The sequence below is a fragment of the Tardiphaga sp. 20_F10_N6_6 genome, assembly GCF_052076045.1.
Classification (GTDB): Bacteria; Pseudomonadota; Alphaproteobacteria; order Rhizobiales; family Xanthobacteraceae; genus Tardiphaga; species Tardiphaga robiniae.
In genome coordinates, this window is sequence record NZ_CP197239.1 from 4,764,133 (window position 1) to 4,781,488 (window position 17,356).

The following is a 17,356-nucleotide window of genomic DNA, read 5'->3' on the forward strand; positions in this document are numbered from 1 at the left end:
ATCAGGCGCGAAGCTCAGTACTTCGCAACAACCGGGCCACCCCAGTTGAAGCGGTAGTTCAGGCCGGCCTTGACGGTGTGCTCGTCGTTGCGGGACGACAAGCCGACGATGCCAGCGGGCGACGGAGCAGCGAAGGTGGTCTTGCCGAAGTCGTAGTACTGGTACTCAACCTTGCCCGACCAGTTCTGGGTGAACAGGTATTCGAGGCCGGCGCCGACGGTGTAACCGTCATGCTTGGTGCCAGCTGCGAAGGCAACCGGAACGGCGCCAACGGTCGTGACCAGCGATTCGCTGTAGTCGGAGTAAGCGTAGCCGCCCTTCACGTAGAGCAGTGCCGGACCCCAGGTGTAACCGATGCGACCGGTGACCGAGGCGAGGCCCTTCTGGTTCAGGTTGTAGGTGACGCCAGCCGGAACGAAAGCGACATTGGTGTTGTTCGAACCAACCCAGCTGTACTGACCTTCGATGCCGAACACCCAGTTCGGAGCGAACTGGTAGTCATAGCCGATCTGCACACCGCCGAGGAAACGGCCGTCCGAATTGTCGGAAGTGCCGCCGAAGCCGTTCGAACCATTGAACGCGCCGCCGACGTGACCGCCGATGTAGAAACCGGTCCAGTTGTAGATCGGAGCGGCAACGTAAGCCGGAGCCTTGGTGTAGGGACGAGCAGCCAGGTCAGCGGCCATTGCCGGAATCGAGGCGCCCAGGGCGATCAGGGCAACGGTGCCCATCAGGAAGTTCTTCATTTTCTTCTTCTCCAGAAAACCATTTTAGAGCGAGAGCGCGTTCGCTCCGTCTATGGCGTGGACTTAGACAGCTTTTGCGTAAAATGCTGTCACCCATTCGCCACAGCAATCGACAACCCGACACGATCCGGATTGGCGCAACGGCATGCTTATCGACGCCTTAATAAAAGCTGAAAGATGCCTTAATTTACAGAGGTTTGGCGGACCAGCGTACCTGCTCGCGCTAACCCGAAGCAGTTTGGTTTTGCTCTAGATCGATTTATTGTGATCGGCAAAGCCACAGCGCTTTATCTGCATCGCCTGCAACCTCCCACATCACGTTTTGGAACGTCTCAAAAGCGCTGTGCGAATGCCGGCTGCGTGATGACACCGACCGGTCTGTTATGGGAAACAAAAAACGCGCGACCCGTTAGATGTTTGCGTGGTGCCGGTCGGCGCCTCCGGGAATGGAATCGCGTTGCATGCAGGTTGAGCGGATTTTACGTGAATACGGCCACTTCCTTCGGCCGATGAGTGAGGCGCCACGCGACGGTCAGCGAATCCTTGGCCACTCTGCCCAGGCCGGTGCCCAAGGCGGCCACCTCATTTCCTGCTACTGGGAACTGCACCCTCAAGGTCTGATCGGGCCGAACTGGGTGGAGGAGCGCGATAGCCCCATCGGTTATATCGACCGCTATTTCGATGGCTGGATCAGGCCCCGCGAATTCAGGCTGCTTGATTCGGTCGCCATCAACCGGTTGCTCGTCGCTTACATCGACGATGCGCGCGCCGCAGATAACCGCGAGGCGCTCAAAATGCTTGAAGCAGGAGACGGTTAGAGCATGATCCCGAAAAGAGGATGCCGATTTTCGCCGACAAACGAGTTCGTTTGTCGAGAGATCATGCTTCAAATGAAGAAAAATGCTCCGGCCGCCTTGGGAAGAGCCGATGGAAGATGACGGGAAATGGCTCAGGCCGGGAGCTTTGCAGCAAACCCGGCCCTGAGCGCCCGTCCGCAGGTCTAGAAGGCCTTGTCGGCTTCCGGGCGGTGCTTGTTCTTCGGCGTGAAGCCGGAGCGCTTGGCTTCACGCGCATTGCGCACCCAGACCTCGCGGTTCGGATGCAGGCCGGCGCCGCGGGTGGCGGGCACGGCGCTGGTGCGGGCGCGATGCAGCAGGCGCGTATCGGCCTCGCCGCAGTTCGGATGGATGCCGCCATTGTCCGCGACCACCTTCTCCCATGCCGCCTTGCGCTTGGCATAGATGGCGGGGTCCTGCAGCTGCGTGCAGTTGAGTTCGTTGAGATTGAGATCGGCGATGATCTCGTCGCCGTCCTCGATCAGCCCGATGGCACCACCGAGTGCGGCTTCCGGCCCGACATGGCCGATGACCAGACCCACCGAGCCGCCGGAGAAGCGCGCATCGGTCATGAGACCAACCACGATATTGCGCTCGCGGCACAGCGTGGTGATACGCGAGGTCGGGTCGAGCATTTCCGGCATGCCGGGCGCGCCCACGGGGCCGTCGTAGCGCACGATCACCATGTCGTGGTTCTGGAATTTTTCCGGATGCTGGTCGAGCGCCTGCAGCAGGCCGCGCTCGCCTTCGAACACGCGCGCGGTGCCGCGGAAGCGATTGTCCTCGAGTCCGCCTTCGACGCCGGCGAGCTTGAGAATGGCGGAGAATTCCGGCGACAGGTTGCCGCCGAGCACGCGCAACCCGCCGGTCGGCTTGTAGGGCTTCGCGACAGTATAGACGACACGGCCGTCGGCCGGCTTGGTCTCGAGGCGTTTAATCTGCTCGGCCAGCGTTTCGCCGGTGCAGGTCAGCACGTCGCCATTGATCAGGCCGGCATCCATCAGCTCGCGCACGATCACCTGCACGCCGCCGACCGCATCGATATCGACCATCGAATATTTGCCATAGGGCCGGGCGTCGGTGAGGACCGGCACGATATATTGCGAAAGGTAGTTGAACTCCGCCGGCGTCATGACTTCCTTCCAGAAGTCGGCGAAGCCCGCGGCGCGCGCGATTTCCGGCGCATGCAGCGTCACATTGGTCGAGCCACCGATCGCCAGCGACACGATCATCGCGTTGCGGATCGAGTCGCGGCTGACGATGTCGCGCGGCTTGATGCCCTTGGCGATCATGTTGGCGAGATAGCTGACCAGCTGCTCCGGGAATTCCTTGACGCGACGCGGATCGTCCGATGGTGGCGCCACCATGTGCAGCGGCTGCATGCCGACCACGCCGATGAAAGTCTGCATGGTGTTGTAGGTGAAGATGCCGCCGCAAGAGCCATAGCCCGGGCAGGCATGGCAGGCGATGCGGTGGCGATATTCGGCATCCGGATTGCCGGCGACCTGATAGGCGCTGACGATGTCGAGCTTCTCGCCCGTCTCCGGATCGGTGCCGGGATGGATCGCGCCGTCCGACATGATGATCGACGGCTCGTTATGTTCGAGCAGCGCGGCCAGCGCGCCGACGGGCGGCTTGTCGCAGGCGACCACGGCGATGGTGCCGAGCAGGCCGGTGGCACTCAGATGTTCCGACAGCGCGTCGTTGGTCACTTCGCGGCCGATCAGCGAATAGCGCATTTCGCGCGTGCCGTTGCGGATGCCGTCCGAAGTGGCGATGGTGTATTCCGGCTGCACGAGGCGATAGGGCAGCTGGCCTTCGCCACGACCAATGCGCTTCTTCAGGCTCTCATGGATCGCGTCCACCTTGGACATCACGCCCATATAGCACTGGCTGTCGCCCTTGGTGCCGACCACGCCCACCGACGGCTCATGAATGAGCGTCTCGTCCGTGCCGAGTATGCGCGCAATGCCGATGGTCTGCGCGGAGCGGCCGGGATGGTTGTCGATGGTGACGACGGGCGACTTGGACACGACGAATTCCTTCCTGACGGCGTTCTTGATCTGCGAGGCTTGAATGCACCGCCGCCGGCGCTCGGCATTGGCGCATGTCAGACCCTGCGGTCAGGGCAGGGTCCGTCCACGATCCAATTTAGGATCGGTCTAGCCAGTGCATAACCCCCGAAGATCGCAAACACAATCGGATTGCCCCTCCGCTGGAACAAGGCTGCCTTGTCGCCGTCCGGTGCCGCAAAGCAACAAAATTCCGGGTGCATTTACGCGATCAGGCTATTTCTGCATGGTTTTGACAAACCAATGGGATAATCGCTTCCTGCGCCGTCACAGCGGATCGCGTCGATACGGAGTTCGAGATTGAGCGTTGCCTTCACCAAGGAAGAGAGTGCCGAAACGGCTGCGGAAACCCTGCTGCCCGACCGCCCGATCTCGCCTCATCCGAACCTTGTGACGGAGGCAGGTTTGCAGGCGCTGGAGACGCAGCTCCAGCAGGCCCGCGAGGCCCATGACGCGGCGAGCGCCATCGACGACGTGAACGAGCGGCGACGTCAGGCGGCGATTCCGCTGCGGGACATGCGCTATTTCGCGGCCCGCGTTCGCACGGCCCAGCTCGTCCCGGCCCCGACATCGACGGATACCGTCGCCTTTGGCAGCACGGTGACTTTCAGCCGCAACGACGGGCGTGTGCAGACCTATCGGATCGTGGGCGAGGACGAAGCGGATCCCAAGGCCGGTTCGATTTCCTTCGTGTCCCCGGTGGCGAAATCGCTGATGGGCAAGGCCGTCGGTGACATCGTCGGCGCGGGCGCCCAGGAGCTCGAGATCATATCAATCAAATAGAGGACGCCGTCGCGGCGGCGGCTTCGCGTCTGATGTCAGTCGCGAAGCCGGTACTCGATCGCAGCGCCGTCACGCCAGCGCGTCAGATTCCCGCACTGGACTCCAGCCGCTCGTTGAGCTTCTGATCGACGACCTCGACCGTGCGATCGATATTTGCATTGGTCATGCCGAGCTGATGCGAAATCAGCTTCACCAGAAGATCGACCCGCTCGATAAACGGCGCGCCAGCAGCAACTGCGCGCGCCGCCGATGACGGCTTGAGCAGGCTCTCCGCTGCCTTGGCATATTTGGCGAACGGGACCTGATCTTCAGGATCGGCGCCGAGACGCCGTGCAACGGCATCGACATGCTCGTAGATCGACTGCGACACTTTCAGGTCGCCGTGAACGGCCTCGCGGATCGACTGCGGCTCTTCGGGCGTGATGCAGCGATAGTTGCCCGTGAGTAGCATCGACCATTTCGCCAGCGGCACGAACAGCGAGTCGAATACTTTCAGCTTCACCGGCACGTCCTGGCCGTCGAGCTTCACGGCGTCGATGTCGGCTTCGAGTTCGCGCAGCAGCTTGTTGTGAGTCGAATCGGCAAAGGCCGATGCCTTGAAATTCGTTGGCAGGCCGACGTGAAGCACATTCGCCGCTTCTTCCGGCGGCCGGAAGGCCTGCGGATCGGGCGAGCACAGCGTCACCAGTCCCGGGTCGAAGCGTTCCCACACCTGGGCATTGGTATAGGCCTCTTCGAGTTTCATGTCGGCCAGCCCCGGAATGCGCTTGAGATAGGGCAGCGGCGGCATGTTCATGATCGACAGGCAAGGCAGCTTCGCCGCGGCGATCTTGATCATCAGAACGCGAATCGTGTGGTTGGTGTATTGCGGCTCCTGCATCGCAAGACCGACCAGATCGTAGCGCGACAGGTCGACCTGATCCGGCGAGGTCGCATCCAGTTTGCCTGGCAGGTCGCGTGAGAAGATGGCGCGGTGGGTCGGTTCGTCGCGCAGTTTGATGCGCACTTCAGTACCATCGCGATTGATGAGTTCGGCGGTCTTCTTCCGGCAGACGAGGGTCACGTTATGACCCGCCATCAAGAGCTTCGTCGCCAGCAACGAGCCGTAGGAAGCTCCGAGAATCAGAATATTCCGCGCCATGGTGTTTCGTCCCTCACGTGATGTGTGCGCCAGATCCGAACGGTCCGGCATTTTTAGTTTGCGCGGACACTACTGCACTGCCGCGCTGCGATCCAGATGGCGTGAGCCGATACGTGCAGAGCTGGAAGCGATTTGCTTTTCCAATGCGCCAATCTGTCCCGCCTATCGTCGTGGCGAATGAGGGAGCGATCGGCTACCGTCATAAAAAACAACGGAGGGAAACATGTCTGCGATCATCAATCGTCGTCACTTCATTGCTGCCGGGTCGGCAGCTGCCGCCATGCCGTTCGTCGCGCGCGATGTTTCGGCGCAAGCCGCCTGGCCATCGCGGCAGATCCGCATGATTTGTAGCTATCCAGCCGGCGGGCAGACCGATCTGCTCGCTCGCGCCTTCGGTGAATATATATCCAAACAGGTCGGACAGACTGTCGTCATCGAAAACAAGGCCGGCGCATCCGGCGCCATTGGCACAGCGGAAGTCGCGCGCGCCGAGCCAGACGGTCACACGATTCTCTGCTCCATCTCGACCACCTATGTAATGAACCGGGTGATGCTGAAGACGCCCGGCTACGACATGGACAAGGACCTGACGCTGGTCAGCGTCATTCCCGGCGCCGGATTGCCGTTGGTCGCCAGTCCAAAATCCGGCGTCAAGACGCTGGAGGACTTCGTCGCCTTCGCGCGCAAGAACGACAAGGTGAACTTCGGCACCTATAGCGTCGGCTCGGCGCCGCATATGACGATCAACGAACTCAACAAGCAGTATGGCCTCAAGATCGAGCCGATCCATTATCGCGGCGAAGCGCCGATGTGGACGGGACTGGCGGAAGGCTCGATCGATTTTGCGATGGGCAGCTACACTGCGTCACAAAGTGTGCTGCAGAGCGACCGCGGCGTGCCATTCGCCGTGCATTCGAAGAAGGTCGACGCCATCCCGAATGTGAAAACGCTGCCCGAGCAAGGCGCGACGTCGAAGTTCTTCACTGTGAGCGGCTTCACGGGCTGGGCCGTGCCCAAGGCGACGCCGCAGCCGATTGTCGATCGGTTGTCGCAGCTTTGCGTCGCCGCCAACAGCGATCCGAAAGTGAAGGAAGTGCTGAAGACCTTCGTGCTCGAACCGGCGCTCGGCTTCAAGGAGACCAATGCGCTGTATCAGAAGGAGCTGCCGGTCTGGATCGAGGCGGCGCAGGCACTCGGTCTGCAGCCGGTCTGACCGCCAGCTGGATTGAATTAACGTTCGTCATTGCGAGGAGCGAAGCGACGCGGCAATCCAGTTCTTGCCTTCAAGAACAAAAAGACTGGATTGCTTCGTCGCAAGGGCTCCTCGCAATGACGACGCGAATATCTAGCCTTTTCTTTAGATGTATTACGCTCGTACCGAAAACCGGCTCATCGCGCTGAGCGCTTGCACGCGCGGTTCGACATCGCGCATATAGATCGTCTTGCGCAGGAATTCGATTTCGCTCGCTTCTTTGCTTTCTTCGACATCGATGTACCAGGACTTCGGCCGGCCGTCGGAGCCGTCGCTCCAGCGATAGCCGCGTCGCTTCAGCTCGTCCTTGAGATCGAAGGGCGACTGCTCTGCCCAGACCCGCATGGTTTTCTTCCGGGCGCGTTCCAGAAGAACCGCCAGTGCCGGCGCACCGAGATCGGGCAATTCGAATGCAAGAATCTCGAGCAGCGCATGGCAGTCGTCGATCGCCCGGTGGGCCTGATGGAAGAAGCCTGCGCCGGCGAGCAGATAGCCGAGGCGCGATCCGTCGAAGCCGTGTTTGCGCCAGTCCACTTCCGTGGCCGAACAGCCCCAAGCCTTGTGCTGGAACACCGGCCAGTAGCGCTCGGAAAACTTGCGGTCGAAGCCTGCATTATGCGCGATGACGATGACGGCGTCGTCGGCGAAGGCGGCGACGGCATCGGGATCGATGCGGTGGCCCGCAACGATCTCATCCGTGATCCCCGTCAGCTCGGTGATCTCCGGCGGGATCGGCCGCGACGGCTCGTTGAATGCGGTGAAGATATCCGCGACGCGCGTGATGCTGCCGTCTGGCAGATAGTCGAACTTGATCATCGCAAGTTCGATGACTTCGTCGCGCACCTGATCGAGACCCGTGGTCTCGACGTCGAGGAGAATGCCGGAGCGGGTCGGCTGGCCATTGGCCGGCGCGAATTCGGTGCGCGGGATCAGCCGGCGGAGGACGCGGTAGTCGGTCGATCTGGCGAGCGTGTCCGCCATGGCGGCGAGGCTGGGATCATCCTGCAGGCTAAGATCGTCTTGGAGCATCTGATTCCGGGCAGTTCTTCAGGCGCAGCGTCGTTCAGCCATGACTACGGTGTTCGCTGAATCGGGGCAACCTGCCTGCCGGCGATAGACACAGCTGTGTGGCGCTGGGGCGTTGATTCGGCGCCGATTATACCTTGCGATCCAGCGAGGCGAGCGCCTCATTCAGCACGGAACGCAGGCGGTCGGCGTCGGCCGGCCGCACGGCGGAGGGGTCCAGATAGAAATCCAGCCCCGGCATGCGTTCGACGACGATATCGGTTTGCACCGGCCTGTCGTCGATGATGCTGTCCACCGCATAGGGCACGACCTCGCGGCTGATGCCCTTCATGGTGATCGGCGGCAGCGGATGCGAGGTGATGATGTCGCTCACCAGCGCGAAGGTTTCATAGCTGATGGCGATGCCGCCAGGTTCTGCGATCGACTGCAGACGTGCGGCGAGGTTCGCTTCCGCGCCGATGATCGTATAGTCCATGCGATCGGCGCTGCCGAAATTGCCGACATTGCAATAGCCGGAATTGATGCCGATGCGAGCCTTGAACGGCTCCTCGATGCCTTCGGTGCGCCACTTCGCATTCAACTCGATCAGCCTGCGCTGCATCCGCCACGCCATGCGCAGGCAGTCCTGCGCATCCTGACGGTCGCCCTTGGTCTCCGGATCGCCGAAGAAGATCAGCATCGCATCTCCGATGAACTTGTCGATGGTGCCGCCATATTCGTGGGCGATGGCCGACATCTCCGTGAAATACTCGTTGAGCAGATGCGTGATCAGCTCCGGCTGCAGCCGCTCAGTCGTGGCCGTGAAATTCTGGATGTCGGAGAAGAAGATCGTCAGCTTCTTGCGCTCGGTATGTATCGTGACATCCTTCTGACCGCTGAAGATGCTCTTGTAGACCTGCGGCGAGATATAGCGGGAGATCTTCATGGACAGCGTGGCGAGGAAATCGTTATTGGCTTCCAGCTCCTGATTCATGCCTGCGATGCGCCGTGACTGACGGCGTTGCAGCGTCAGGAACGAGACGCCGCTGATCGCGGCGAGTGCGAAATAAGCCAGCAGGAATTTGAACGAGAACAGGTTCGCCGCGATCGGCTGGGTAATGATGACTTCCTGAATGCCGCGGACATCGCCCACCTTCCAGTCCTTCTTCGGACTTTCCGGATGGCTGTTGTGGCAACTGACGCAGGCCGGGCCCATCAGCACGGGTGCCACGATGCGGACGGTGTCGCTGAACAGCGACGCCTTGGTATCGATGATCTTCTGCTCAGAATTGTCGCGCAGGCTGCGCAGCGACGTCTTCTCGAAATCGTCGAGCTGGTGCGGCGCGCGGTTCTGGAACGGATAATCCGACACGAAGCGGTAGTTGATATTCTCCTGCTGCGCCCCGATCACCCGGCCGAGTTCGAGGGACAGCGTCGCCGGAATCGGGATCGCGCCGGGCACGCTTTCGTAATTGTGAACCACCTGCGTGGTGCCCTGATGGGCCAGCACGCGCCCGACCACATTGGTTGCGTAATAACCACGCACGCTGGTGATCACGGAGTTCAGGTCGTTGGCCTGCCGGCGCAAGGCGGCGTCAACCAGATTGGTCAGATCGAGCCACACGGCTACAGGCAGCAGAAGCAGCAGCGCGGCGACGGCGAGGCCGGGCGCAAATACGCGCGAGCGTCGGCGGGTGACATCAGGCTGATCCATGAAGATAGGTTCCTGGATTTCTGGCTGTTGAGCGCAATGAGCGTGCAGCGGCGCGGCCGCCTCCGTCTCATAGCGCCGGTATGGTTATAATATCGTGCCTGGGTTGTGCCAATTTTCTAATAGTGGATGAAATTGCACCGGCCGCCCGCCAATTTTGGCAGACGTGCATGCCGCCTGCGCACCTTGACTTCACGGGTCGCTTGGCCAATCTCGCGGTCAGAAAAACACTTCAAAACTCTTGGGAGAAGATCATGGCCGACGCCTATATTATCGACGCAGTCCGCACGCCCCGTGGCATCGGCAAAGTGGGCAAGGGCAAGCTCGCCGAACAGCATCCGCAGCATCTCGCCGCCACCGTGCTCAAGGCGATTGCCGAGCGCAACAAACTCAACACCGCAGACGTCGACGACGTGATCTGGTCGACCTCGACCCAGCGCGGCAAGCAGGGCGGCGATCTCGGCCGCATGGCCGCGCTCGATGCCGGCTATGACATCAAGGCGTCCGGCACCACGCTGGATCGTTTCTGCGGCGGCGGCATCACTGCGGTGAATTTCGCGGCGGCGCAGATCATGTCGGGCATGGAAGACGTCGTCATCGCCGGCGGCACCGAGATGATGTCGCTGACCGGTGCGATGGCCGCCGAAGATATGGCCGCCGGCAAGGCGCCGCTCGGCATGGGCTCGGGCAACAAGCGGCTCGCCAAGCTGCATCCGCAGTCGCATCAGGGCATTTGTGGCGACGCGATCGCCTCGATGGAGGGCATCAGCCGCGAGGCGCTCGATGCGCTCGGGCTGGAAAGCCAGCGCCGCGCAGCCATCGCCATCAAGGAAGGCCGTTTCGACAAGAGCATTGTCCCGGTCAAGGATGACGAGGGCAATATCGTGCTCGCCAAGGACGAATATCCCCGTCCGGAAACCACTGCCGAAGGTCTCGCCGGTCTGAAGCCGGCTTTCGCTGCGATGGCCGATCACCCTCTTGATGAAAGCGGCATGACCTTCCGCAAGCAGATCAACCAGAAATATCCGGACCTCAAGATCGAGCATTTCCACCACGCCGGCAATTCATCGGGCGTGGTCGATGGTGCCGCAGCCTTGCTGCTGACCTCGAAGTCCTATGCTGACAAGCATGGCCTGAAGCCGCGCGCGCGCATCGTGGCCATGGCCAATATCGGTGACGACCCGACCCTGATGCTGAATGCGCCGGTGCCGGCCGCGAAGAAGGTGCTGGCAAAGGCCGGTCTCAAGAAGGAAGACATCGATCTGTGGGAGATCAATGAAGCCTTCGCCGTGGTCGCCGAGAAGTTCATCCGCGATCTCGATCTCGATCGCAGCAAGGTCAACGTCAATGGCGGCTCGATCGCGCTGGGTCATCCGATCGGCGCCACCGGCGCGATCCTGATAGGCACTGTTCTCGACGAACTCGAGCGCCGCAACCTGAAGCGCGGCCTGGTCACCATGTGCGCCGCCGGCGGCATGGCACCGGCGATCATCATCGAGCGCGTGTAAGCGTTTGCTTCTAACCTCTCCCCGCTCTTTGCGGGGAGAGGTCGACCGGCAAAGCCGGTCGGGTGAGGGGCTATCACTTCAGACACAGCACACGCGGACTCGCGGGTCGGAAAATTTCTCGACCCGCGAGTCCGCGTGTGTTGAAGCGTCAAACCCCGCCCCTCACCCCAACCCTCTCCCCGCAAAGGGCGAGTAGAGGGAGCGCGCCGGCGCCTGGAGCGAAGCTTACGGCGACCTTACTCGTTCGACGGCCACGCCATCGGGAACGACAGCGGCGAGATTTCCGTCAGCTTGCGGCCCGCCCAGTCGAGACCGGGCGTGCGCTCCTCGGCGCGTATCTGCGCCTCATGCACACGCAGCGCCGCGGCTGGATAATCGAACGTCTGCACCACGCCGTCCTTCACCACCTGCCGGCCATCGACATAGACGTGACGCACCGCGCGTTCCGCCGCCGCATAGATCATGCTGCGGATCGGATCGCGATGCGGCTGCATCATCGGATGGGTGACGTCGACCATCACAAAATCGGCCTTGCAGCCAGCTTCGAGCCTGCCGATATCGTTGCGGCCGAGCGCCTTGGCGCCGACGGTGGTGGCCGCCTCGAACAGCATGGTCGAGTTCAGGCCGCGCGGATGCCCGGCCATCAGCCGCGAGGTCATCGTCACGTTGCGCATCTCCTCGATCATGTTGTGCGGATAGGTGTCGGTGCCGATCGCCACCGAAATGCCGGCCGCGCCATAGCGGCCGACATCGCGCAGCGCAATGCCGCGCCGCATGAATACGGTCGGGCAATGCGCCACTGTCGTTCCGGTCTCGGCCAGCAGCGCGAGGTCGCGCTTGGTGTGCCACGGCGTCAGCGGATGGTCGTCGACGAAGATGGAGTGACCGACCAGCGAGGTCGGGCCGAGCACGCCGAGTTCGCCGAGCCACTGGATCGGCGTCACGCCATGGCGGCGGACGATCTCGTGGAATTCCGACACCGATTGTGCGGCATGAGTCTGCCACGGAATGCCGCGGCGTTTCGCTTCGGCATAACTGTCTTTCATCAGTTGCGGCGTGCAGGTGTCGATCTGCGCCGGATACATCATGCCGGACAGACGGCCGGACGGATGGCTCTCGGCGGCATCGATGAGCGCGAAAGCCTGCAGCATGCCGTCTTCGCCGGCCTTCTCGTTCCATTCGTAATCGACGAGCGTGCCATTCGGCGTGAACCAGCGCGCCGAGCGGAACCCCGGAGCGATATAGACGCGCAGGCCGCTTTGTCCGGCGAGATCGAGCCATTGCGGATGCGGCATCGATAGATCGACCACCGTGGTGACGCCGGACAGCAGCAGTTCGGAATACGCAACGCGCACGCAGTCCGGCACGCCTTCCGGATCGGACCGCAGGATCGGCATGTATTCGTAAAGCGACGAATTATACAGGCCGGGCGAGCCGATCTCGTCGAGAAAGCCCTTGTTGAGCGGTTCGCTGGACGGATGCGAGTGGATATCGACGAGGCCCGGCATCACCATGAAGCCGCGTCCGTCGATGGTCGTGACCGCTTCGCCCCGATAGTCGCGGCCGGCAAACACGATCTGGCCGCCGTCGAAAGCGACATCGCCGCCGGTGACATAGGTGTGGCTGTTCTTTGCGGCGTCCCAGGCGACGACATAGTCCGCGTTGCGGATGACGGTGATGGCCATACTGATCCTTTTGATGGAAGGCGAGGAACCGTAAGCGCAAGCGACCAGTCGGTGCAAGATCGAGAGGTGAGCAGACCCGCCTGTCTATTTGGCAGGGGCAACCCGTCTGTTCGGCTCGTGCAAATGACGATAAGAAGACGCGTTGATCTGCAAAGTCCTGAAGAGAGCCTGAACTGATGCAATACAGACATGATGGCCTTTACGCTTCCCGCCGTTCGCCGGTCATGGCGCGCAATGTGGTGGCGGCGTCGCAGCCGCTGGCAACGCAGGCCGGGTTGCGCATGCTGGAGCGCGGCGGCAATGCGCTGGATGCGGCGCTCGCGGCAGCGATCACGCTGACCGTGGTCGAGCCGACCGGCAACGGCATCGGATCGGACGCCTATTGCATCCTCTGGGATGGCAAGGAGCTGCACGGCCTCAACGCCTCGGGCCGGTCGCCGGCGGGATGGACGCCGGAGCGATTTGCAAATCACAAGACATTCCCGCATCGCGGGTGGGAGAGCGTCACCGTGCCCGGCGCCGTCTCGGCCTGGGTCGACCTGTCCGAACGCTTCGGCAAGCTGCCATTCGCTGACTTGTTCGAGCCTGCGATCTCCTATGCGGAGAATGGCTTCCACGTCTCGCCCGTGATCGCCGAACTCTGGCGCCGCGGTGCGGAGGAGTTGAAGAACCAGCCGGGCTTTGCCGAGGCCTTCATGCCGAACGGTCGTGCGCCTGCGGTGGGTGAACTCTTCAAGGCACCGGGCCATGCCTATTCACTCAAGCTGATCGCCGAGACCAAAGGCGAAGCCTTCTATCGCGGCGAACTCGCCCAGCGCATCGCTGCCTTTGCGCGCGAACATGGCGCTGTGCTCGACGAGGCCGACATGGCCGCGCATCGCAATGACTGGTGCGGCACCATCCATCAGGATTTCGGCGACGCATCGCTGCACGAAATCCCGCCGAACGGGCAGGGCATCGCGGCGCTGATGGCGCTGGGCATCATGCGGGCCTATGGCACCGACGGTCTCGTGCTCGACAGCGGCGATGCCTTCCATCTGCAGATCGAAGCCACAAAACTCGCTTTCGCCGACGTTTACGCCTACGCCGCCGATCTCGATTACATGCGCGACGTCACTGTCGCGCATCTGCTCAATCCCACCTATCTCGCCTCGCGCGCAAAGCTGATCGATCGCAGCCGTGCGCAGGATTTTGGCGCCGGCGCCCCCAAGACCGGCGGCACGGTATGTCTGTCCACCGGCGATGCCAGCGGCATGATGGTGTCCTATATCCAGTCGAATTATTCCGGCTTCGGCTCCGGCGTGGTCGTGCCCGGCACCGGCATCAGCCTGCAGAATCGCGGCTTCGGTTTCGTCCTGACCGATGGTCATCCCAATCAGGTCGGCCCGCGCAAGCGGCCGTTCCAGACCATCATTCCCGGCTTCGTGATGCAGGGCAAAGAGCCGCTGATGGCCTTCGGCCTGATGGGCGGCCCGATGCAGGCACAGGGCCATCTGCAGATCATGCTGCGCATGCAGCTCTGGGGGCAGGATCCGCAGACGGCGGCGGATGCGCCGCGCTGGCGCTATGTCGCTGGGTTGAAAGTGGCGATCGAAACCGCGGTGCCGGACAATGTCGCGGCAGATCTCGCCAGTCGCGGCCATGTCATCGAGCGCGAACCGCCGGACTCCGCCTTCGGTTTCGGCGGCGCGCAGCTCGTGCGCAAAATCGATGGCGGCTATGTCGCCGGCTCGGACCCGCGCAAGGATGGCCTGGCTGCGGGATTCTGAAGCCCGGGGGCACTATCGTAGGATGTGTAGAGCGCAGCGAAACGCATCTCTTTTGCACACGACATTGATGGGTTTCGCGAAGGCGCTCTACCCATCCTACCGCTAATCCGCCCTACATGCCTCAGCCCAGTCCCGCCGCCTTCGCGACGGTGTAGGTGATCAGGCCCGCCACATAGGAACGACAGTGCGGTGGCCAGGCTCCATTTGCCAACGCCAGGCCGATCGCATCCGGCGCCGACTTTGACCTATTCTAGCAGTTGACCTGTTGCCATTCTCTCTTTGGATCACGAAGAAGCTGTAAAGCGGGCTGCTTAGGCTTGCTGAATAGCTGGGGCAATTCGTGATCGAACACCTATAACGTTCCGGGCGTCACGCTGTTCGATGCGGCGCTTCACTATGACCTTGCCGGACTTGGACCGCAGTTCAAGGGCTTCAAGTTCCAGCTCAATGCCAGCAACCTGTTCGACAAGACCTATGTGCGGCTGTGTCAGGATTCCGGCTGCTATTACGGCATGCGGCGCGATGTGATCGCGACGCTGCGTTACCGATGGTGATGCAGCGGCACAGGATGAACTTCAAATCACGGTGTCGGTGCGAAGGATGCCACGCTGGCCGGGCTACCCCAGCCCGGCCGCCTTCGCGACGGTGTAGGTGATCAGGCTCGCCACATAGGCCACCGCGAACATGTAGAGGAACGTCACCACCATCCACTTGGTGCTGCCGGTCTCGCGGCGGATCACGGCCAGCGTCGAGGCGCATTGCGGGGCGAAGATGAACCAGGCCAGGAACGACAGGGCCGTCGCGAAGCTCCATTTGCTGGCCAGCGCCTGGCCGATAGCGTCCGCCGCTTCCTTGCCGCCTTCGATCGCATAGACGGTGCCGAGCGCGCCGACCGCGACCTCACGCGCCGCCATGCCGGGGATCAGCGCTACCGCGATCTGCCAGTTGAAGCCGAGCGGCGCGAAGAACGGCTCCAGGAATTTTCCGATCATCGCGGCCAGGCTGTAATTGATCGCCGGCCCTTCAGCGCCGGCCGGTGCCTGTGGGAACGAGGCCAGGAACCAGATCAGGATCATCATCGACAGGATGGTTGTGCCGGCGCGCTGCAGGAACATCTTGGCGCGGGTATAGACGCCAATGGCAATGCTCTTGAGGCGCGGCAGCTTGTAGTCCGGCAATTCCAGCATGAATGGCGCTGGTTGATAGTCGCGCCACATGAAGAACTTGATGACGAAGGATGCCGCCAGCGCGCTGCCGATGCCGGCGATATAGAGCCCGAACATCACCAGACCCTGCAGATTGATCCAGCCCCAGACGGTCTCGGCCGGAATGAAGGCGGAGATGATCAGCGTATAGACCGGGATGCGCGCCGAACAGGTCATCAGCGGCGCGATCAGGATGGTGGTCAGGCGGTCGCGGCGGTTGTCGATCACACGCGTCGCCATGATGCCGGGGATGGCGCAGGCGAAGCTCGACAGCAGCGGGATGAAGGCGCGGCCATGCAGGCCGGCACCGCCCATGATGCGGTCCATCAGGAACGCCGCGCGCGCCATGTAGCCGAAATCTTCCAGCAGCAGGATGAACAGGAAGATGATGATGATCTGCGGCAGGAACACGAGCACGCTGCCGACGCCGGCGATCAACCCGTTCTGCAGGAAGCTCTGCAAGATGCCTTCGGGCAGCACCTGCGCCACCAGCGTGCCCAGCGCGCCGAATGAATCCGACAGCAGCTCCATCAGCGGCTGCGCCCAGGAGAACACCGCCTGGAACATCACGAACAGAATGAGCGCGAGAATCGCGAGACCGGCGACCGGATGCAGCACCACGGCATCGACGCGCGTGGTCAGCGTGTCCGGCTTGCTCGGCATCGTCACGGTTTCGCGGATGATGCGGTCGGCCTCGCGCTGCAGCGCCTTCATCTCGGACAGGCCGAGCGGCTTCCAGCCATCGCCTGTGGTAACTGCCGGCATGTTGGCGGCGAATTCGTCGGTGCGCTTGCGTAATTCCTCAACGCCGGCCTTCTTCACCGCGATCGAGGTGATGACAGGCACGCCGAGTGCCGCTGACATCGCATCGACATCGATGCTGACGCCGCGGCGCTGCGCGATGTCGAACATGTTGAGCACCACCAGCAGCGGACGGCCGGTACGTTTGAGTTCCAGGATCAGCCGCAGCGTGAGGCGCAGATTGGTGGCGTCGGCAATGCACAGGACCAGATCGGGCGCGGCTTCGCCGGGGCGCTTGCCGAGCACGACGTCGCGGGTAATCTCTTCGTCCGGGCTGCGGCCGCGCAGCGAATAGGTGCCGGGCAGGTCGAGCAGCGTGACCTGACGGCCGGCCGGCGTCACGAAGGCGCCTGCCTTGCGCTCGACGGTGACGCCCGCATAGTTGGCCACCTTCTGGCGGCTGCCGGTGAGTGCGTTGAACAGCGATGTCTTGCCGCTATTGGGGGCTCCCACCAGCGCGAGATGAAAGCGCTCGGTGGTCACGTCTGTATGGGTCATTTCACAACAACTGCCATGGCCTCGCGCCGGCGAACGGCGATCGTAATATTGTCGACGCGCACCGCGATCGGATCGCGCTGGATGGCGCCCTGATGCAGGATCTCGACGCGCGCACCTTCGGTGAAGCCCATTTCCAGCAGATGCCGTTCGAGCTCGTGGCCGCTCTCGGCGGCGCCTGCAATATCGGGCTGCAACGCCACGATGGTTCCGATGAATCCGCGCGGCGCATTGCCGAGGCGCAATTCGTGTATGGATGTTTCGGATGCAGTCTGGTGGACGGTCATGCCGGACCTTGTCGAGCAGCGTCCTGACAAGGTCAAGACAAACGCACGTATGTTATTAGA

Annotated in this window: 13 protein-coding genes; 5 read left to right on the plus strand and 8 right to left on the minus strand. The window is 62.2% G+C overall.

Features of this window, described 5'->3' with window-relative positions:
* Positions 1-14 precede the first annotated feature (14 nt).
* On the minus strand, positions 15-746 hold the full coding sequence (locus AB7813_RS22825; protein ID WP_441228449.1) for an outer membrane protein: 732 nt from the start codon (positions 744-746) through the stop codon (positions 15-17).
* 461 nt (positions 747-1,207) lie between these two features.
* Here AB7813_RS22825 and AB7813_RS22830 point away from each other — a divergent pair, with 461 nt between their 5' ends.
* Positions 1,208-1,564 (plus strand): hypothetical protein, encoded by a 357-nt coding sequence (locus tag AB7813_RS22830; protein ID WP_093761634.1) that lies wholly within the window; start codon positions 1,208-1,210, stop codon positions 1,562-1,564.
* Between the two features lie 182 nt (positions 1,565-1,746).
* Here the strand turns inward: AB7813_RS22830 and AB7813_RS22835 are convergent, their stop codons facing one another.
* The gene (locus AB7813_RS22835; RefSeq protein ID WP_441228450.1) at positions 1,747-3,615 is read right to left on the minus strand and encodes a dihydroxy-acid dehydratase domain-containing protein; all 1,869 of its coding nucleotides are present in this window, start codon (positions 3,613-3,615) and stop codon (positions 1,747-1,749) included.
* Positions 3,616-3,954: 339 nt separating this feature from the next.
* Here AB7813_RS22835 and greA point away from each other — a divergent pair, with 339 nt between their 5' ends.
* A complete protein-coding gene (greA, locus tag AB7813_RS22840; RefSeq protein WP_441228451.1) occupies positions 3,955-4,437 on the plus strand; it encodes a transcription elongation factor GreA in 483 nt (160 codons plus the stop codon).
* An 82-nt stretch (positions 4,438-4,519) separates the two neighbouring features.
* On the opposite strand, the gene AB7813_RS22845 is transcribed toward greA, so the two are convergent.
* Positions 4,520-5,578 (minus strand): ketopantoate reductase family protein, encoded by a 1,059-nt coding sequence (locus AB7813_RS22845; protein WP_439056964.1) that lies wholly within the window; start codon positions 5,576-5,578, stop codon positions 4,520-4,522.
* Positions 5,579-5,801: 223 nt separating this feature from the next.
* Between AB7813_RS22845 and AB7813_RS22850 the strand changes: the two genes are divergently transcribed.
* Complete coding sequence (locus AB7813_RS22850; protein ID WP_120288181.1) at positions 5,802-6,791, plus strand: tripartite tricarboxylate transporter substrate binding protein; 990 nt, start codon at positions 5,802-5,804, stop codon at positions 6,789-6,791.
* A gap of 153 nt (positions 6,792-6,944) precedes the next feature.
* Here AB7813_RS22850 and AB7813_RS22855 read toward each other — a convergent pair whose 3' ends face one another.
* Positions 6,945-7,859, minus strand: coding sequence for a 3'-5' exonuclease (locus AB7813_RS22855; RefSeq protein WP_175365947.1), 915 nt, complete (start codon positions 7,857-7,859; stop codon positions 6,945-6,947).
* Between the two features lie 127 nt (positions 7,860-7,986).
* Positions 7,987-9,549, minus strand: a complete 1,563-nt coding sequence (locus AB7813_RS22860; RefSeq protein ID WP_441228452.1) for an adenylate/guanylate cyclase domain-containing protein — start codon at positions 9,547-9,549, stop codon at positions 7,987-7,989.
* Between the two features lie 251 nt (positions 9,550-9,800).
* Here AB7813_RS22860 and AB7813_RS22865 point away from each other — a divergent pair, with 251 nt between their 5' ends.
* Positions 9,801-11,054 carry an acetyl-CoA C-acetyltransferase gene (locus AB7813_RS22865; RefSeq protein WP_441228453.1) on the plus strand — a complete coding sequence of 418 codons (1,254 nt, stop codon included), beginning with the start codon at positions 9,801-9,803 and terminating at the stop codon, positions 11,052-11,054.
* Positions 11,055-11,290: 236 nt separating this feature from the next.
* On the opposite strand, the gene AB7813_RS22870 is transcribed toward AB7813_RS22865, so the two are convergent.
* Positions 11,291-12,739 (minus strand): amidohydrolase family protein, encoded by a 1,449-nt coding sequence (locus AB7813_RS22870; protein WP_441228454.1) that lies wholly within the window; start codon positions 12,737-12,739, stop codon positions 11,291-11,293.
* 176 nt (positions 12,740-12,915) lie between these two features.
* Here AB7813_RS22870 and AB7813_RS22875 point away from each other — a divergent pair, with 176 nt between their 5' ends.
* Positions 12,916-14,508: a gamma-glutamyltransferase family protein gene (locus tag AB7813_RS22875; protein WP_441228455.1), complete on the plus strand. Its 1,593-nt coding sequence runs from the start codon at positions 12,916-12,918 to the stop codon at positions 14,506-14,508.
* 617 nt (positions 14,509-15,125) lie between these two features.
* Here AB7813_RS22875 and feoB read toward each other — a convergent pair.
* Together feoB and AB7813_RS22885 are read right to left on the minus strand one after the other, a co-directional pair.
* Entirely contained in the window at positions 15,126-17,012 is a 1,887-nt protein-coding gene (feoB, locus tag AB7813_RS22880; RefSeq protein WP_441228456.1) for a ferrous iron transporter B, read from the minus strand.
* Positions 17,009-17,296 (minus strand): FeoA family protein, encoded by a 288-nt coding sequence (locus AB7813_RS22885; protein WP_175365953.1) that lies wholly within the window; start codon positions 17,294-17,296, stop codon positions 17,009-17,011. Before AB7813_RS22885 ends, feoB begins: the two co-directional genes overlap by 4 nt.
* Between the last annotated feature and the right edge of the window lie 60 nt (positions 17,297-17,356).